Origin of the sequence: uncultured Roseovarius sp. (assembly GCF_913054395.1) — a bacterium.
In the GTDB taxonomy this organism is placed as follows: Bacteria; Pseudomonadota; Alphaproteobacteria; order Rhodobacterales; family Rhodobacteraceae; genus Roseovarius.
In genome coordinates, this window is record NZ_CAJXIP010000075.1 from 1 (window position 1) to 16,786 (window position 16,786).

The window sequence follows — 16,786 nt, forward strand, 5'->3', positions numbered from 1 at the left end:
GTGGTTCTTTCCCTCGATTGTCACCATCGTCCCGGCCCTCATGCCGAACTAGACCGGGCAGGGGCCAACAACACGAAACGCCGGGGCAACACCCCGGCGTTTCTTTTGTGTGCAGCTGTTCCGTGGTGAAAGGCGTGCCGCGCTAAACCATCATTTCCTTGGTCGAGGTCAGCGTCACATCGGGATAGTCGCGTTCGACCCTGTCGATGTCCCACTGCATCCGCGTCAGGTAAACAATGTCGCCGTCATTGTCGCGCGCGATATGCTGTTTGTTGGCCTCGGTGAACTTGTCGACCGCCGCCTTGGGGCCATTGACCCAGCGAGCAGAGGTGAACTGCGAGTTCTCAAAGCGTACCGGCAGGCCGTATTCCTGTTCGATCCTGCTTGCCAGCACCTCGAATTGCAGCGCGCCCACGACGCCGACGATAAAGCCTGAGCCAAAGGCCGGTTTGAACACCTTGGCGGCGCCCTCTTCGGCGAATTGCATCAGCGCTTTTTCCAGGTGCTTGGCCTTCATCGGATCGCCCGCGCGGGCCTGTTGCAAAAGCTCGGGGGCAAAGGACGGGATTCCGGTCACGCGCAGGTCTTCGCCCTCGGTCAGGGTGTCGCCGATGCGCAATTGCCCGTGGTTGGGAATACCGATGATATCCCCCGCCCAGGCCTCTTCGGCAAGTTCGCGGTCAGAGGCGAGAAACAGCACCGGCGCGCTCACCGTTATCGGCTTTTTGCTGCGTACATGCGTGAGCTTCATGCCCCGTTTGAAATGCCCCGAAGCAAGGCGCACAAAGGCAACCCGGTCGCGGTGGCGCGGGTCCATGTTGGCCTGAACCTTGAAGACAAAGCCCGCGACCCTGGTTTCCTCGGGCGCAATCGCACGCGGGGTGGCCTTTTGCACTTGCGGCTCGGGGCCGTATTCCGCGATTCCGGCCATCAGTTCCTTGACCCCGAAAGAATTGATCGCAGAGCCGAACCAGATCGGCGTCATATGGCCCTCAAGTACCGACTGCGGGTTGAGAGCCGGCAAAAGCTCTCGTGCCATCGCCACCTCTTCGCGCAGTTGCGCCACAAGGTTGGCGGGCACGTGTTCGTCAAGGAGCGGATCGTCAAGGCCGTTGATCTCGATGGATTGCGCGACCTTGTTGCGATCGGCGCGGTCCATCAGTTCAAGCCGGTCATGCAGCATGTCGTAACAGCCCATGAAATCGCGCCCAACCCCGATCGGCCAGCTTGCCGGAGTCACGTCAATCGCAAGGTTTTCCTGAATTTCGTCGATGATATCAAAGGTGTCGCGGCTTTCGCGGTCCATCTTGTTACAGAACGTCAGGATCGGCAGGTCCCGCAACCGGCAAACCTCAAAAAGCTTTTGGGTCTGGCTTTCCACACCCTTGGCGCCGTCGATCACCATCACCGCCGCATCCACTGCCGTCAGCGTGCGATAGGTGTCTTCCGAAAAGTCGGAGTGTCCGGGCGTGTCGACAAGGTTGAAGCGGAAGGTGCCGAAATCGAACGACATGGCCGAGGCCGAGACCGAAATCCCGCGATCCTTTTCCATCTGCATGAAGTCCGAGCGCGTGCGCCGGGCCTCGCCCTTGGCGCGCACCTGTCCTGCCATCTGAATGGCGCCCCCGTAGAGAAGAAATTTCTCCGTGAGGGTGGTTTTGCCCGCATCCGGATGCGAAATGATCGCAAAGGTGCGGCGCCGGGCGATTTCTGCCGGCAGATCGGGGCGGTTTGAGGCGGTGTCCAACATGACCGCGCATATAGAGGGCCGAAGTGAAGGGCGCAATAAGCCAGTGGCGCGCGGGCATTTTCTTCTGTGCCGAAAATGCATCGGAAGATGTGTCGGTTTTTCCGGGCGGCGCTATCGCGTCGAGGCGCGTTTCAGGATTTTTGCCGCATCGGGATGGTCGAGCAGGGCCTGCCCGACTTCGAAGTCCATGTGCGGGCGTGCGCTGTGTCCGTCGCCATCGGAGGCAAGGGTTTCGCCCAGGTCGGCGGGCAGGACCGCGCGGGTGCGCGGATTGACCAGAAGGGTCTCGGCGGCGATGCCTTCGGCATAGATGATCTGATGGGCATCGAAGAGAAGCTGGAAATAATCCACGAATCCGCCGGTTTCGCGCAGCACCGTATCACCGTTCACCAGATGGCGGGCGCGCACCAGGACCTCGTGGCGACCAGCCCCGAGCGCATCGGATCGCTGATAGATAAAGAGCCGGTGGTCGGGGCTGACCAGCAGGTCATTTTCATTATGCAACGCCCCGGCGCGAATGCGGATCGGGGCAAAGTCTCCGACCGCGCGCACGGTGGATTGACCGATCCAGCGGATCGCCTGCGCACCGTCATCACGCGTCAGAACCATATCCCCGACGGCCAGGTCTTCGACCCGGCGCTGCGCGCCAGAGGCCAGGGTGATGTTGGTGCCCTGCGAGAAGGATACACAGGCCAGCTGGGCAAATTTCTGAAGCGGCGTGTCGCGGTCCATGCCGACCAGCGCATAGCCGGTCCTGGGCGCCATATGTGCCAGCGGCATGGCATAGATATCCGTCACATCGCCCGCGCCATCGACCTCGACCAGCACCAGCAACTCGCTGGTGCGCCCGGTGCCCGACATCAATGTCAGGCAGGAATCAAGATGCACATGCGCGCCGGGTTTACCCAGCTCTGACTCGGGCGCGATGGCGAACGGACCAGCCCCGTCAAGCGTCAGCGAAAGCCGGTACTGGCGCGCTTGGGGACGCAATTCATAGACATCGTCAAGATCAAGTTCGCTGGCAAATGACAGGGCATCGCCAAGATTGGCACCGTTCACCACGCGCAGGTCGACCGCCTGAAAAACAGGGATGGATTGTGCGGGGCGGATGTTGGTCTTGGGCATGCAGAATGACCGTTATGAAAAAGGGGCGGACAGGAAAACCATGCCTCAGGTCCTAGCCTAGAATTATGGCAACATGTGGTCAATGAGCGTGAATTCCCGAACAGATTTGGCATTATTCAGGGGCATGGCGGTTCTCTGATGGCGCGCGCGGGGGCGGCATTTGTCTGGTCATTATGATCAGGGCAGTGTTAATTCCCGCTTGAAACAATATGGAGGTGCGACATGGACTTGGGGTTGAACGGTAAACGGGCGCTGGTATGTGCGTCTTCCAAGGGGCTTGGGCTTGGGTGCGCGCGGGCACTTGCCGGGGCGGGTGTCGATCTTGTGATGAACGCCCGCGGGGCCGAGGCGCTCGAGGCCTCTGCGGCCGAGATCCGCGCCGATTTCGGCGTCGATGTGGTCACGGTTGCCGTGGATGTCACCACCGAAGAGGGGCGCGCGTGCCTGCTTGAGGCGGCAGGCGACGTTGATATTCTTGTCAACAACGCCGGTGGTCCGCCGCCGGGTCTCTGGACCGATTGGGAGCGCGAAGATTTCATCAAGGCGCTGGATGCAAACATGCTGACGCCGATTGCCCTGATCAAGGCGCTGGTTCCGGGCATGATGGAGCGCGGCTGGGGCCGAGTGGTGAATATCACCTCGCAATCCGTCAAGGCGCCGATCGCGGTGCTGGGCCTGTCCAACAGTGCGCGGGCGGGGCTGACCGGCTATGTCGCGGGCACCTCGCGGCAGGTGGCGGGCAAGGGCGTAACGATCAACAACCTCTTGCCGGGCATCCATGCCACCGACCGCGCCGTGTCGCTGGACAAGGGCGTGAGCGAGGCGCAGGGCATCTCGATTGAACAGGCAAAGGCGCAACGCGCTGCGGGCATCCCGGCAGGGCGCTATGGCACGATCGAGGAATTCGGCGCGACCTGTGCATTCCTGTGCAGCAAGCATGCCGGTTTCATCGTCGGGCAGAATATCCTGCTGGACGGTGGCGGTGTGAACGCCACGCTGTAACCGCGGTTGAAAGCCACTCCTGCCCGCTGTCCGGGCAGGAGATATTCCGGCCAGGTCACAAATTCGTAGGTTGCGATGTTTGGTGTGGTTTCGCCATCGGTGGGCTGCTAGGCAAACCGTAAACACTGCACAACGGGGACAGAATTCAAATGCAAGCTATGGTTATTATAGGGCTTTTCGGGCTGGTGATTGCCGCAAGCCTTGTCGTGTCGCCACGCCGCGCCACAATCGAGGGTTTTTTCGGCGGGGCCGGGCTGGATGGCCGCGCGCCGGGATTGATGATGCTGGTTCTGAGCCAGGTCACCACCTGGATTTTCGCGCGTTCCCTGATGAATTCGGCGATCCTCGGCTATTTCTACGGCATCTGGGGCACGCTGGCCTATGCGGCCTATTACGCGTCCTTCCTGACCGGCGGTTTTATTGTGGGCCGCTTGCGCTCTGGCGGTGCGCGCTCGGTTCAGGACTGGCTTGGCGATAGTTTCGGTGCGGTCGGGGTGGCCTGTTACAACCTGGTGATTGGTCTCAGGCTCTTGTCCGAGGTCTTTGCCAATCTGCTGGTCGTCGGGCTGATCTTTGCGGCGGCCCTGCCCGAGGTGGGCCTTGCGCGCGAGGGCGCAATCCTGATCGTGGCGGCGCTTGGGCTGGCCTATAGCGCCTGGGGCGGGCTGAGCGCGGCCCTGCGCACGGATGTGTTGCAGATGCTGGTCTTTCTCGGTGTCTTTGCCGCTGCCTTTCTGGCACTCGTGCTCAGTCCCGGCTTTGACCTTGGTGCGGTGCTGACATCGCAGGGCACATCGGGATCGTGGAACGGTCAGGTGCTTCTGGTGGTCGCGCTGCTTCAGGTGTTTTCATATCCCGCGCATGACCCGGTGATGATGGATCGCGGGTTTCTCGCCGATCCGGCGACGACGCGCCGCTCGTTCCTGCATGCCTTCTGGATTTCGACTCTCTGCATCATCGGCTTCGGCTTTTTCGGCATTCAGGCGGCGCTTGTCGGCGCGGAATACGAAGGCCAGCTTATCGGAACATGGGCAGGCATGTTTCCGCCCTGGCTGTTCGTGGCGCTTCTGGTGTCGCTGTTGATCTCGGCGCTCAGCACGTTGGATTCGGCGCTTGCCAGTGCCGCCCGGCTTGTGGTCGACGAGCTTCGGTTCAGCCCGCGCACCCTTGGCGGCGGGCGCGCGGCGATGGTGGTGTTCATGGTGCTGGGCACGCTTCTGACGCTTTGGGACAATCAGACGCTGTTTGATGCCACCGCCGTCAGCGGCACGGCGAGCATGTTCTTGACGCCGGTCCTCGTGGTCGGGCTGGCCATGCGCCGCGAGATTGCGCTTTGGGCCTATGTGGTGGCCTTTGGCGCCGCGATTTTTGGCGCCGCTGCCTATTTCGCACGCGCCTCGGCCTGGGCGGCGGCGATCCTGCCCGAAGGGCATAAATACGAGCAGCTTCTGGCGATTTGCGTGGTTGTGCTTGTCGTCGGGTTCACGGCGGTGCTTGTCGGCGCGCGTCGTCGCACCTAGGGCTTGCCGGACGGCAGCTTTGCTTGGGGTCCCCGGTCGCAGATCAGCGCCGGGGGCCTTTTCATGGGCGCAATCCGATCCTGGCGATGAAAAGCCGCGGGGATGTTACAGAAGATGCCCCGATTTCGCGACCTTGGTGGCAAGATAGGCGTGGTTATGCGCATTCTCGCCAAGTTTCAGCGGCACCCGCTCGACCACCTCGATCCCGTTCTGGCGCATCATCTCGATCTTGGCGGGGTTGTTGGTCAAGAGCCGCACCGCCGAAAAGCCCATAAGCGTCAGGATCTGCGCGCCAATCCGGAAATCGCGCTCGTCATCCTCGAACCCGAGCCGGTGATTGGCCTCGACCGTGTCAAACCCCTGATCCTGAAGCGAATAGGCGCGCATCTTGTTCGCAAGACCGATCCCGCGCCCTTCCTGATTGAGATAAAGCAGCACGCCGGCCCCTTCGGCCCCCATCTGCGCCAGTGCGCCGCGCAATTGCGGGCCGCAATCGCATTTCAGGCTGCCCATCAGATCGCCGGTGAAGCAGGCCGAGTGCAGCCGGGTCAGCACGGCGCTGTCGCGTGGTGGCTGGCCGATCTCGATCGCGTAATGCTCTTCGCCGCCATCTTCGGGGCGAAAGATGTGCAGGCGGCCTGCCTCTGACACGTCGAGCGGCAGGCGCGCACTGACAACGGGGTGCAGGGGGCTGCTGCGCAACAGGTGCTCTGCGGCGAGTTCGGCATTCACCGCGGTAAGCCCGTTTTGCCGCGCGAATTCCGTGCCGCCGCTCAGGGGCAGGACAAGCGCCGCTGGCAAAAGCCGCGCCGATTTCACCAGGTGAAGCGCGATCCGGTGCAGCGTCGCCGGGCCGTCGCGCTCGGAATTGAGCGGTCCCTTCATCGGCGTCTTGAGATCGTCCGCCGGGTCCGCCACCCCCAGAACCCAGGACAATGATGCATCCGTCGGCACGACCACCCGCGCCAGGTCGCCGTCATAGGCGCGCGCCTTTAGGGTTGCGGCGCGCCGTGCGGTGATTGCCAGAACCGGCCTGCCGCCGAGTGCGCGCAGATCGGCCAATCGCTGAACATCCACCGTTTCCGCCGCCATCACCAAGGCCAGGCCATCCGTGCCCGAAAGCACGACAGGCACCCCCATCCGCAAATCAGAGCGGGCGCGGGCGATGATCTCGGTGATATCGGGGGCAAGGGTCATGGCGAAACTTTCCGGTGGCAATCACCTTTATGTAGGTGGTTTTGTAATGAATTGAAAGAAACGCTCGCAGAGCAACACGTGGGCGTGATTGTTGTGTTGCATACCTTGTCGCGGGGCCGCTTGTCCCTCATGTTCTGTGAAAGGACGAGGAAGAGAAAAATGGCACAAGTCAAAAAAATTCTGCTGGTGGACGATGACGACGACCTGCGCGAGGCACTTGGCGAACAGTTGGTCATGACCGAGGATTTCGACGTGTTCGAGGCCACAAGCGGCGCCGATGCGATGAGCAAGATCAAGGACATGATCTATGACCTCGTCATTCTCGACGTCGGCCTGCCCGACACCGACGGGCGCGAACTTTGCCGCCTGATGCGCAAGCAGGGGGTCAAGGCGCCGGTTATGATGCTGACCGGCCACGATGGGGATGCCGACACGATCCTTGGCCTTGATGCGGGCGCCAACGACTATATTTCCAAGCCGTTCAAGTTTCCGGTGCTTCTGGCGCGAATCCGCGCACAGCTGCGCCAGCACGAGCAATCCGAGGATGCGGTGTTTCAGCTTGGGCCATATACGTTCAAGCCCGCCATGAAGATGCTGCTCACCGAGGATGATCGCAAGGTGCGCCTGACCGAGAAGGAAACCAACATCCTGAAATACCTCTATCGCTCGACCGAGGGCGTGGTGCCGCGCGACATCCTGCTGCACGAGGTCTGGGGCTATAATGCGGGGGTCACGACCCATACGCTTGAAACCCACATCTATCGCCTGCGCCAGAAAATCGAGCCCGATCCGGGCAATGCGCGCCTGCTTGTGACGGAATCGGGGGGCTATCGTCTGGTGGTCTGAGCGCGTTCCGCGATCAAAGGTGTATCCAAAACCCGGATAACTGTGCTACTCTGCGTTGTATGTGCGGTAACGCATGTACCTCCCTGTTGGACTACCCCGGCCTGCGTGCCGGGGTATTTTTCCTTTGGCCGCCCCTTTTGCATCGCGTGCCCCAGGGATTTTGGGAGGCCCGGATAAGCCCTGTCGTTTTTCTTTAAACTGTCAAAGTATGGCCCGAATTTGCGCATAGCCATTCTCCCTATGGCAGATGGAAATTGGAAGATGGGCCTGACGGTTGAACGCGTTGCGGTTCTGGTGGATGGCGACAACATTAACGCAATGCATGCCGAGCAGGTTCGTTGCGCGGGGCGGCGGCTTGGCCGGGTGGATGTTACGCGGGTTTATGCGGCTGCGAATATCAAGTCCGATTGGCTGAGCACACCGGGGTATCGCGTGATGCATGCGGGCTCCGGCAAGAATGCCGCCGACATCCTGTTGTGCATTGACGCGATGGAACTTGCGCTGACCGGTGGGATTGAAAACTTTGTGATCGCGACATCGGATGGCGATTTTACCCATGTGGCGCAGCGCCTGCGCGAAAGGGGGCTGCATGTGCATGGAATGGGCGAGGCAAAATCACCCCAAAGCTTTCGCCTGGCCTGTACCACTTTCACCGTTCTAAAAACGGCGCAGTGCAGCGTCACGACACCCGTCGCCAAGCCACCGACGCCTGTTGTAAAGGCGTCGGTGGCGCCCGCCAAAGCACCCGCATCCGTCACAAAACCGGCGGTGTCGAACGTGAGCATGCTTGATCGGAAAATAAAGGCAATTATCGCCAAGCATAGCGCGAAAAGTCGCGGCATGAAAATTGTCGACCTGGCGCGCGAGATGCACGCTGCGCATGCCACAAAAATCAGCGAGCAACCCGAGCGTACTTGGCGGGCTTACCTGACAAAGCGTCCCAATTTATATGATCTTGACCCGCGTGGCCCCGAAGCGTTCGTCCGCTTCCGGCCCGAAGCCTTCGCCCCGACATAGGGCAGGGCGCCCGTTGGCGCGCCGCCCCCTGGTCTGACGCCACTTTTTCGCCGCCCCCCGTCGTTCCGGCTGGTGCCTTGGCGCACATCGCTTTAGGGTCTGGCCCGAAACGGGCAGAGGAGAGGCGGCATGGCGTTTACATTGGCAACCTGGAACATCAATTCGGTCCGCCTGCGCGAGGCGCTTGTCTCGCGGCTTCTAAGCGAAGAGGCACCGGATGTCCTGTGCCTTCAGGAATGCAAAAGCCCGGTCGACAAGATGCCGCTCGCGCGCTTTGCCGAGCTCGGCTATGGCCATGTGGTTGCACGCGGGCAGAAGGGCTATAACGGGGTTGCGATCCTCTCGAAGCTGCCGATCGAGGATGCGGGCGACAAGGATTTTGCCAGCCTCGGCCATGCCCGCCACGTCGCCGGGCGGCTGGAAAACGGCGTGACGATCCACAATTTCTATGTGCCTGCGGGCGGCGATATCCCGGATCGCGACAAGAACGAGAAATTCGGCCAAAAGCTCGATTACCTGACCGAGATGCGCGACTGGTTCCGTGACAGCCGCCCGGAAAAATCCATTCTGGTGGGAGATCTCAATATCGCTCCGCGCGAAGACGACGTCTGGAGCCACAAGAAGCTATTGAAAATCGTCAGCCACACCCCGGTCGAGGTCGAGCACTTTCATGATGTGATGGAGGCCGGTGGCTGGGGCGATGTGACCCGCGCCGATATTCCCGACGGGTTGCTCTATAGCTGGTGGTCCTACCGTGCCAGGGATTGGTCGGAGGCGGACAAGGGGCGGCGGCTTGATCATGTCTGGGCGACCGGTGATATTGCCGCCTCGGCCCATTCAAGCCGCATCCTGCGCGATGCGCGTGGCTGGGAGCAACCAAGCGATCATGCCCCGGTTTTTGCGACATTTGACCTTTGAAATCGACCAAGGCTTGCTCATATAGAGGGCAAGCGAACGGAAGGAAGACAGCGATGCTAGAATTTGGCCAAAACCAAAACGCCCCGGCGGCGGGCGACCTGATCAAGGACGTGTCCGAGGCCGATTTCATGACCGAGGTCGTTGAAGCGTCCCAGAGCGTACCAGTGATCGTTGATTTCTGGGCGCCGTGGTGTGGGCCCTGCAAGACGCTTGGCCCGGCGCTTGAGGCGGAGGTGACACGCGCCAAGGGTGCCGTGAAGATGGCCAAGGTCAACGTCGATGAAAACCAGATGATCGCTGGCCAGTTGCGGGTGCAATCCATCCCGACGGTCTATGCCTTCTGGCAGGGGCAGCCGGTCGACGGCTTTCAGGGCGCGGTGCCGCCCTCGGAAATCGACGCCTTTGTGGCGCGGGTGATCGAGGCCAGTGGCGGCGCGCCCGACGGCGGGCTTGACGCCGCACTTGATGCGGCCGACGAGATGCTCGAAGAGGGCGCGGTTGCCGATGCGGCGCAAACCTATGCCGCCATCGCGCAGGAAGACCCCAACAATGCGCGCGCCCATGCCGGCATGGCCCGCGCCGAAATCGCCCTGGGCGAGCTTGATCAGGCCGAGGCGATCCTGAATGGAGCCCCGGCCGAGATCGCCACCGCCCCCGAGATCGAGGCCGTGCAGGCCCAGATCGCCCTTGCCCGTCAGGCCGCGGATGCAGGCCCTGTTGCCGATTTGCGCGCTGCTGTCGAGGCCGACCCAAGCAATCTTCAGGCGCGCTTTGATCTGGCGCAGGCGCTTTATGCCACCGGTCAGGCCGCAGAGGCGGTTGATGAATTGCTCGAGATTTTCCGCGCCGATCGCGAATGGAACGACGGCGCCGCCAAGACCCAGCTTTTCACCATTTTCGAGGCCCTCAAGCCCAACGATCCGGTGGTGTTGAACGGGCGCCGAAAATTGAGCTCGATGATATTTGCCTGAGGCATTTGCCGGGCTAGGTAAGGTGCATGACAAAAAACGTCGATCTGCCTGAGATAATTCCGGTATTCCCCCTGCCGGGCGCGCTGCTCTTGCCGCGCTCGCGCTTGCCGTTGCACCTGTTCGAGCCGCGCTATCTGGCGATGCTCGAGGATACCCTTAAAACGTCCTCGCGGCTTATCGGGATGATTCAGCCCAACCGTGTTCCTGGCCGTGACGAGGGCACCGGATTGCACACCATCGGCTGTGTCGGGCGGGTGACGCAATTCTCGGAAACCGAGGACGGGCGCTATATGATCACGCTGACCGGCGTGTCGCGGTTCCGCCTGTTGGAAGAGGTTGAGGGTTTTACCCCATATCGGCGCGCCAGGGTGTCCTGGGCCGGGTTCGAGCGCGACATGGGCCCCACGGACGAGGACCCGTGTTTTGACCGCGAGGCCTTCATGAACCTCTTGTCGCGCTATTTTTCCGCGCGCGAGTTGCAGACCGACTGGGATTCCCTGAAAGAGGCCGAGGACGAGCTTTTGATAAACTCGCTCTCGATGCTTCTTGGGTTCGAGCCTGAGGACAAACAGGCCCTGCTTGAGGCGCCTTCGCTCAGCACGCGGCGCGAAACCCTTGTCACCCTGATCGAATATAAGCTGCGTGGCGGCGACAGCGAGGATATCATGCAATGAACGACACCCCTGAAAATCCCCCCGCCTTTGACCGGCGCATGCTGGAGGCGCTGATCTGTCCGCAGACCCATCAGACCCTGTCATATGACGCAGAGCGTCAGGAATTGATCAGCAAGACTGCCGGTCTGGCCTTTCCCATTCGCAACGGTATCCCGGTGATGCTGATTGATGAGGCGCGCAGGATCGACGACTAGCGCGCCCGCTCAGGGCGCGCGACTGGCGATCAGATCGACCTTGATATCGACCCCAAAGCCAAGCGAATTGGCATCGGTCACGCCGGTGCCAAGGCCAAACGCGCGCCGATCCACCGACACCCCGCCACTGACGGTGGCGGTGTTGCCCTCGATCGCAAGGTCAAAGGGCATCTCGACAGGCACCGATTGATCGCGGATGGTCAGCGTGCCGCGTGCCACATGGCCCTGATCGGTGTCGATCAGATCGGCGCTGAACTGTGCGGTGGGAAAGTCGCTGACATTGAAATAATCCGCACCCATCGCCTGTTTCGTGACCGAGCCCAGCGACAGTGAACCAATCGCGATGGTGACATCTGCGCTGCCGTGCTTGCCGCTGGCATCGCCGGTTTCGTCATAGGTGATATCGGCGGTCCAGTCGGCAAAGCTGCCCTGTACCGATGACCCCATCTGCTGCACGGTGATCGTAAGACTGCCCTCCGAGACGGTCCAGTCGCTCTCGATCTGCGCAAGGCCGGGGGCGGTGTTGCCAGTCCCCGCACCGAACCAGCCAAGCATACCCGCCCCGCCAAGCGCCGCCAGCCAGACCGCCAGGGCCGTGACAAACGGCAGAACATGGTCGGGCTGGCGTGCGGTGGGCTGGCCGGGGGCATGACCCGGCAGCATCCGGCGCAGCGTTGCATCGCGGTCCAGGACATGGTGCTTGAGCGCCCCCGCCACATGCGCGCCAATCGCAGCGATCAGCACCCATTGCAGGATATAATGCAGGGTGCCCGCAAGCGCCGACAGCGCCTCGGACTTGGGCACCAGCGGCAAATTCTGTCCAAAGGGCCACCAGATCGGCGCAAACCCCGAGGTGGCCGCGTGATGCACCCAGCCCGACAGCGGCACGGCGACAAGCGATCCGTAAAGCAGCCAATGCACGGTCTCGGCTGCCCAGGCCTCAAGCCATTTGTCGCCATTCAAAAGCCCCGGCTTGGGCTGGCTTAGAGCCCAGGCAATCCGCGCGAGGGCCACAAAGAACATCGCCACGCCAATGGTCTTGTGTAGTGAAAACAAAAAAGTGGCCCGCTCGATCAGGGCCTCGGTTGGGGCGCTCTCGATCTCATATGCCAGATCACTTGCGATGAGGCCGATCGGAATGTTGGACAGGATCAACAGCGCGGTCAGCCAGTGAAAGGTTTTTGTCACACCGCCATAGGTGGTGGCCGAGTTGGTAAGGGGCATCGCGCGTATCCTTTTGGTTGCGCGGCCAATCTAGCCAAATGCCCGCACAGGACAATGGCAGTTGGCGCACAGCGCACGTGCAGCCTTGCAAGATACCCAAAGAGCGTTGCCATGGCGCGCCCGGCGCGGTATCCGGGGACACTTCAAGGGAGGCAAAGAGTAAATGACCCGAGCATTCGTATTTCCCGGACAGGGGGCCCAGACCATAGGCATGGGGCGCGCCCTGGCCGAGACTTATCCGGCGGCCAAGGCGGTTTTCGACGAGGTTGATGACGCATTGGGCGAAAAGTTGTCCGCGTTGATCTGGGAGGGAGACCCGGAGACCCTGACCCTGACCGAGAACGCCCAGCCAGCCTTGATGGCGACCTCGCTTGCAGCGCTGCGCGCGCTTGAGGCCGAAGGCGTCGATATCGCGCGGGCCGCCGGTTTTGTGGCCGGGCACTCGCTTGGGGAATATTCGGCCCTTGCGGCGGCAGGTGCGCTGAGCGTCGCGGATACCGCACGCCTGCTGCGGATTCGCGGGCTGGCGATGCAAAAGGCCGTGCCGGTGGGTGTCGGCGCGATGGCGGCCCTTCTTGGGCTTGATCTTGACGGTGCGCGCGCCGTCGCGGATGAGGCCGCGCAGGGCGAGATCTGTCAGGCGGCCAACGACAATGACCCGGCTCAGGTTGTGGTCTCGGGCCACAGGGGGGCCGTAGAACGCGCGCTTGAGCTGGCCAAGGCCAAGGGCGCCAAACGCGCCTTGCTGTTGCCGGTGAGCGCCCCCTTCCATTGCGCACTGATGGCGCCTGCGGCCGAAGCCATGGCGGCGGCGCTGGCCGAAGTGACCATCAACGCCCCCGTACCGGCCCTTGTTGCCAACGTGCGCGCGACGGCGGTGACCGACCCCGATGAGATCCGCGCGCTTCTGGTCGAACAGGTGACCGGGCTGGTGCGGTGGCGCGAATCCGTGATCTATATGGCGGGTGAGGGCGTCAGCGAGGCCTGGGAAATCGGCGCGGGCAAGGCGCTGTCGGGCATGGTCCGGCGGATCGACCGCGAGATGGCCTGCCGTGCCGTGGGCACCCCCGACGATGTGCAAGCTGCCGCAGAGGCATATGCCGGAGCCTGAGTTGCCGGGCGTTTCGTAAAGAAAGGAATTCAAATGTTTGATCTGACAGGAAAATCCGCGCTGGTTACCGGCGCATCCGGGGGCATCGGCGCGGCGATTGCGCGCGCCCTGCATGGTGCGGGGGCGACCGTCGGGCTGAGCGGTACGCGGGTCGCGCCGCTTGAGGCACTGGCCGCTGAGCTTGGCGAGCGCGCCCATGTCCTGCCCTGCAATCTTGGTGATAAAGACGCGGTCGAGGCGCTTCCCAAGGCCGCCATCGCGGCAATGGGAAGCCTTGACGTTCTGGTCAACAATGCCGGGATCACCCGCGATCAGCTTTTCATGCGGATGTCCGACGATGACTGGCATGATGTGATCGACGTCAACCTGACGGCGGCGATGCGCCTGTGCCGCGGTGCCGTGCGCCCGATGATGAAATCCCGCTGGGGGAGGATCATCAATATCGGCTCGATCGTGGGCGCCACCGGAAACCCCGGACAGGTCAATTATGCCGCCGCCAAGGCCGGTCTGGTCGGCATGACCAAATCCATCGCTTTCGAGGTTGCCAGCCGCGGCATCACCGCCAATGTGGTCGCCCCTGGCTTTATCGCGACGCCGATGACAGATAAGCTTGGCGATGATCAGAAAGCGGCGCTTAACGAGAAAGTCCCTGCCGCGCGCATGGGAACCCCGGAAGAGATCGCCGCCGCCGTGCTTTACCTTGCAAGCCCCGAGGCGGGCTATGTCACCGGCGCCACGCTGCATGTGAATGGCGGCATGGCGATGCTCTGAAACCTTGCGGATAGAGCGGAGGCGCGGGCGCGGCTTTGATCGGTGCCGAGTTGAGTATTTTCGGAAAGATGAAAGTCGCAGCACTGACAATCGCGTGAGGACCGGGGCCCCGGCGTGTTTTGAATCCTGGCAATGGTCGGCATTTATATGCCATAGCTTGAAGCCGTGCAGGTCCGGGGGCGGTCCGGGGGGAAAGTTCAGTCTCGTGAAAGCATTTGCCAATGCCGCGCCATGTGCTATAGGCGGCGCAGAATTACCGGAGAACCAAGCGGATTCTTCCCGGTGGACCGCAGATTGCGGGTAGTCGAGAGCCGCCCGCTGGGGCAGTATGAAAGCCGCCTCTTGGTTTGACCGGGGGCACAAAACGGGCAAAAGTGCCCAAAAAACGATGAGGATTATGACATGAGCGATATCGCAGACCGCGTTAAAAAGATCGTTGTGGAACACCTGGGCGTTGAAGAGGACAAGGTTGTCGAAAAAGCCTCGTTCATCGACGATCTTGGCGCTGACAGCCTGGACACGGTCGAACTGGTCATGGCCTTCGAAGAGGAATTCGGCATCGAGATTCCCGACGATGCTGCCGATACGATCCAAACCTTCGGCGACGCAGTGAAGTTCATCACCGAAGCGTCCTGAGTTTTTCGCTTCGTGCGACTGAAGGCCCTGCCATCTGGCGGGGCCTTTTGCATTTCAGGGGCCGTCCCGCGGTTTGCGGCATGGCCGCGAAATGTCCCTATCATGCCGATTTAAGGACAGTCTGCGGCCCGCGAAAAATGCAGACTGGCCCTCGACCGGCATAACCGCCGGGGGTTTGACCTTAAAAAAGGGCGCGATGATGATCATCTATCCGACGATGGAAATTCTGAATGGCAAATGCGTCAGCCTGACGCGCGGACGGCTGGACGAGCCGGTGATCTGGCATGTGGACCCGGTCGAGACCGCCCGCAGCTTTGCCGCGGCGGGTGCGGAGTGGATGCATCTGACCGATATCAACGGGCTGTGCGGCGAGGACGGCCATGAAGATCTGATCGCCGAGATCATTCGGGCGGCTGGCATCCCTGTCCAGCTTGGCGGCGGTTTCCGCTCGCGCGAAGCAGTGGGTCGCTGGATCGACAAGGGGGCCGGGCGGATCGTGATCGGCACCATGGCGGTGCAGGATTCCGAGACCGTCAAGGAGCTGGCCAAATATCACCCCGATCAGATCGTTGTGGCGGTGGATATCTATCAGGGCATGATGATGACCGATGGCTGGCGTAGTTCCAGCGCCTTCAGCCCCGAGGCCTTTGTCCAGGCCTTTGACGGGGTGCCGCTTGCGGGGATCATCGTGACCGATATCGACGCCGATATCGAGGACAGCGATGGCAGTCTTGGGCTCATCTCCGGGCTTGCCGCCACCACCCGCCAGCCGGTGATCGCACGCGGCACGGTGCGCACTGTCGATGACGTGGCGCGGCTGAAGTATATTCCCAACATCGCCGGCGCGATGATTGGCCGGGCGTTGTTTTCCAAGGATGTCGATCTTGGCGAAGCGCTTGCGGTTGCGCAGGCGCCCGCAGAGCCGAAAGCCGAGTTCCAATAGGCGATCGGCCTCTTACGAATTGGGCGGCACGCCGGAAAACTGGGCGTGTCGCCGCGTAGTGATGCGCGCGGCACTTGCCCCCCGGGGGCAAGCCGGGGTAAGAGCTTTGCAAGAATAAGCTATGAAAGGGCAGCATATGCGGCGTGTCGTTGTCACGGGTCTGGGTCTTGTAACCCCGCTTGCATCCGGGGTCGAAGAAAGCTGGAAACGGCTGTTGGATGGGCAATCAGGGGCGGGAACGATTATCCGCTTTGATCCCTGTAATGTCGCAACCACCTATGCCTGTGAGGTGCCGCTTGGCGATGGCAGCGACGGGACGTTCAACGCCGACGATTTCATGCTGCCCAAAGAGCGCCGCAAAGTCGATGATTTCATCCTTTACGGCATGGCGGCGGCGCAGCAGGCGGTCGAGGATTCCGGCTGGATGCCCGAGGACGACGAGGCGCGCGAACGTACCGGTGTGATGCTTGGCTCCGGCATCGGCGGGCTGCGCTCTATCGAAGAGACCACCCTTATCATCCGCGACAAGGGCGTGCGGCGGGTGTCGCCGTTCTTCATCCCCGGCGCGCTGATCAACCTGATCAGCGGTCAGGTGAGCATTCGCTATGGCTTCAAGGGGCCGAACCATTCGGTTGTGACCGCCTGTTCGACCGGGGCGCATGCGATTGGCGATGCGACCCGCCTTATCATGTTCGGCGATGCCGATGTGATGGTGGCCGGCGGCGCCGAGGCGGCGATCTGCGAGATCGGCATTGCCGGGTTCAACGCCTGCAAGGCGCTTTCGACCAAGCGCGCCGATGATCCCAAGGGCGCCAGCCGCCCCTATGACGACGACCGCGACGGCTTTGTCATGGGCGAGGGCGCGGGCATCGTGGTGCTGGAAGAAT

Annotated in this window: 17 protein-coding genes; 13 read left to right on the forward strand and 4 right to left on the reverse strand. The window is 61.9% G+C overall.

Features of this window, described 5'->3' with window-relative positions:
• Positions 1-142: 142 nt before the first annotated feature.
• Together QZ522_RS11415 and QZ522_RS11420 are read right to left on the reverse strand one after the other, a co-directional pair.
• Entirely contained in the window at positions 143-1,750 is a 1,608-nt protein-coding gene (locus QZ522_RS11415; protein ID WP_294611327.1) for a peptide chain release factor 3, read from the reverse strand.
• 111 nt (positions 1,751-1,861) lie between these two features.
• Positions 1,862-2,875: a Hint domain-containing protein gene (locus QZ522_RS11420; RefSeq protein WP_294611330.1), complete on the reverse strand. Its 1,014-nt coding sequence runs from the start codon at positions 2,873-2,875 to the stop codon at positions 1,862-1,864.
• Between the two features lie 222 nt (positions 2,876-3,097).
• Between QZ522_RS11420 and QZ522_RS11425 the strand changes: the two genes are divergently transcribed.
• Both QZ522_RS11425 and QZ522_RS11430 read left to right on the forward strand, forming a co-directional pair.
• Positions 3,098-3,877 carry an SDR family oxidoreductase gene (locus tag QZ522_RS11425; protein WP_294611332.1) on the forward strand — a complete coding sequence of 260 codons (780 nt, stop codon included), beginning with the start codon at positions 3,098-3,100 and terminating at the stop codon, positions 3,875-3,877.
• A gap of 149 nt (positions 3,878-4,026) precedes the next feature.
• Complete coding sequence (locus tag QZ522_RS11430) at positions 4,027-5,397, forward strand: sodium:proline symporter (RefSeq protein ID WP_294611335.1); 1,371 nt, start codon at positions 4,027-4,029, stop codon at positions 5,395-5,397.
• A gap of 105 nt (positions 5,398-5,502) precedes the next feature.
• Here the strand turns inward: QZ522_RS11430 and ribA are convergent, their stop codons facing one another.
• Positions 5,503-6,594 (reverse strand): GTP cyclohydrolase II, encoded by a 1,092-nt coding sequence (gene ribA, locus QZ522_RS11435; protein ID WP_294611338.1) that lies wholly within the window; start codon positions 6,592-6,594, stop codon positions 5,503-5,505.
• A 159-nt stretch (positions 6,595-6,753) separates the two neighbouring features.
• Here ribA and QZ522_RS11440 point away from each other — a divergent pair, with 159 nt between their 5' ends.
• From QZ522_RS11440 to QZ522_RS11465, 6 genes are all read left to right on the forward strand, one after another.
• Complete coding sequence (locus QZ522_RS11440; RefSeq protein ID WP_294611341.1) at positions 6,754-7,440, forward strand: response regulator transcription factor; 687 nt, start codon at positions 6,754-6,756, stop codon at positions 7,438-7,440.
• A 261-nt stretch (positions 7,441-7,701) separates the two neighbouring features.
• Complete coding sequence (locus QZ522_RS11445) at positions 7,702-8,457, forward strand: NYN domain-containing protein (protein ID WP_294611344.1); 756 nt, start codon at positions 7,702-7,704, stop codon at positions 8,455-8,457.
• A 129-nt stretch (positions 8,458-8,586) separates the two neighbouring features.
• Positions 8,587-9,375, forward strand: a complete 789-nt coding sequence (locus tag QZ522_RS11450) for an exodeoxyribonuclease III (protein WP_294611345.1) — start codon at positions 8,587-8,589, stop codon at positions 9,373-9,375.
• A gap of 53 nt (positions 9,376-9,428) precedes the next feature.
• Entirely contained in the window at positions 9,429-10,346 is a 918-nt protein-coding gene (locus QZ522_RS11455) for a co-chaperone YbbN (protein ID WP_294611347.1), read from the forward strand.
• Positions 10,347-10,372: 26 nt separating this feature from the next.
• Positions 10,373-11,020, forward strand: a complete 648-nt coding sequence (locus QZ522_RS11460; RefSeq protein ID WP_294611350.1) for an LON peptidase substrate-binding domain-containing protein — start codon at positions 10,373-10,375, stop codon at positions 11,018-11,020.
• Positions 11,017-11,214: a Trm112 family protein gene (locus tag QZ522_RS11465; RefSeq protein WP_294611353.1), complete on the forward strand. Its 198-nt coding sequence runs from the start codon at positions 11,017-11,019 to the stop codon at positions 11,212-11,214. The genes QZ522_RS11460 and QZ522_RS11465 overlap by 4 nt, the downstream gene beginning before the upstream one ends.
• A gap of 9 nt (positions 11,215-11,223) precedes the next feature.
• On the opposite strand, the gene QZ522_RS11470 is transcribed toward QZ522_RS11465, so the two are convergent.
• Positions 11,224-12,438 carry a cytochrome b/b6 domain-containing protein gene (locus QZ522_RS11470; RefSeq protein ID WP_294611357.1) on the reverse strand — a complete coding sequence of 405 codons (1,215 nt, stop codon included), beginning with the start codon at positions 12,436-12,438 and terminating at the stop codon, positions 11,224-11,226.
• Between the two features lie 163 nt (positions 12,439-12,601).
• Here QZ522_RS11470 and fabD point away from each other — a divergent pair, with 163 nt between their 5' ends.
• The 5 genes from fabD to QZ522_RS11495 form a co-directional block, all read left to right on the forward strand.
• Positions 12,602-13,549, forward strand: a complete 948-nt coding sequence (fabD, locus tag QZ522_RS11475) for an ACP S-malonyltransferase (RefSeq protein ID WP_294611359.1) — start codon at positions 12,602-12,604, stop codon at positions 13,547-13,549.
• A 33-nt stretch (positions 13,550-13,582) separates the two neighbouring features.
• Positions 13,583-14,320: a 3-oxoacyl-[acyl-carrier-protein] reductase gene (gene fabG, locus QZ522_RS11480; RefSeq protein WP_294611362.1), complete on the forward strand. Its 738-nt coding sequence runs from the start codon at positions 13,583-13,585 to the stop codon at positions 14,318-14,320.
• A gap of 402 nt (positions 14,321-14,722) precedes the next feature.
• Positions 14,723-14,956 carry an acyl carrier protein gene (locus tag QZ522_RS11485; RefSeq protein ID WP_073197975.1) on the forward strand — a complete coding sequence of 78 codons (234 nt, stop codon included), beginning with the start codon at positions 14,723-14,725 and terminating at the stop codon, positions 14,954-14,956.
• Between the two features lie 199 nt (positions 14,957-15,155).
• The gene (locus QZ522_RS11490; RefSeq protein WP_294611368.1) at positions 15,156-15,899 is read left to right on the forward strand and encodes a 1-(5-phosphoribosyl)-5-[(5-phosphoribosylamino)methylideneamino] imidazole-4-carboxamide isomerase; all 744 of its coding nucleotides are present in this window, start codon (positions 15,156-15,158) and stop codon (positions 15,897-15,899) included.
• A gap of 136 nt (positions 15,900-16,035) precedes the next feature.
• On the forward strand, positions 16,036-16,786 hold a 751-nt coding region (locus QZ522_RS11495), incomplete at its 3' end, for a beta-ketoacyl synthase N-terminal-like domain-containing protein (RefSeq protein ID WP_294611371.1).

Bases quoted from the DNA above. Each gene is read 5' to 3' on its own strand.
- QZ522_RS11415 (WP_294611327.1), bottom strand. From the start codon at position 1,750: ATGTTGGACACCGCCTCAAACCGCCCCGATCTGCCGGCAGAAATCGCC.
- QZ522_RS11420 (WP_294611330.1), bottom strand. From the start codon at position 2,875: ATGCCCAAGACCAACATCCGCCCCGCACAATCCATCCCTGTTTTTCAG.
- QZ522_RS11425 (WP_294611332.1), top strand. From the start codon at position 3,098: ATGGACTTGGGGTTGAACGGTAAACGGGCGCTGGTATGTGCGTCTTCC.
- QZ522_RS11430 (WP_294611335.1), top strand. From the start codon at position 4,027: ATGCAAGCTATGGTTATTATAGGGCTTTTCGGGCTGGTGATTGCCGCA.
- ribA (WP_294611338.1), bottom strand. From the start codon at position 6,594: ATGACCCTTGCCCCCGATATCACCGAGATCATCGCCCGCGCCCGCTCT.
- QZ522_RS11440 (WP_294611341.1), top strand. From the start codon at position 6,754: ATGGCACAAGTCAAAAAAATTCTGCTGGTGGACGATGACGACGACCTG.
- QZ522_RS11445 (WP_294611344.1), top strand. From the start codon at position 7,702: ATGGGCCTGACGGTTGAACGCGTTGCGGTTCTGGTGGATGGCGACAAC.
- QZ522_RS11450 (WP_294611345.1), top strand. From the start codon at position 8,587: ATGGCGTTTACATTGGCAACCTGGAACATCAATTCGGTCCGCCTGCGC.
- QZ522_RS11455 (WP_294611347.1), top strand. From the start codon at position 9,429: ATGCTAGAATTTGGCCAAAACCAAAACGCCCCGGCGGCGGGCGACCTG.
- QZ522_RS11460 (WP_294611350.1), top strand. From the start codon at position 10,373: ATGACAAAAAACGTCGATCTGCCTGAGATAATTCCGGTATTCCCCCTG.
- QZ522_RS11465 (WP_294611353.1), top strand. From the start codon at position 11,017: ATGAACGACACCCCTGAAAATCCCCCCGCCTTTGACCGGCGCATGCTG.
- QZ522_RS11470 (WP_294611357.1), bottom strand. From the start codon at position 12,438: ATGCCCCTTACCAACTCGGCCACCACCTATGGCGGTGTGACAAAAACC.
- fabD (WP_294611359.1), top strand. From the start codon at position 12,602: ATGACCCGAGCATTCGTATTTCCCGGACAGGGGGCCCAGACCATAGGC.
- fabG (WP_294611362.1), top strand. From the start codon at position 13,583: ATGTTTGATCTGACAGGAAAATCCGCGCTGGTTACCGGCGCATCCGGG.
- QZ522_RS11485 (WP_073197975.1), top strand. From the start codon at position 14,723: ATGAGCGATATCGCAGACCGCGTTAAAAAGATCGTTGTGGAACACCTG.
- QZ522_RS11490 (WP_294611368.1), top strand. From the start codon at position 15,156: ATGATCATCTATCCGACGATGGAAATTCTGAATGGCAAATGCGTCAGC.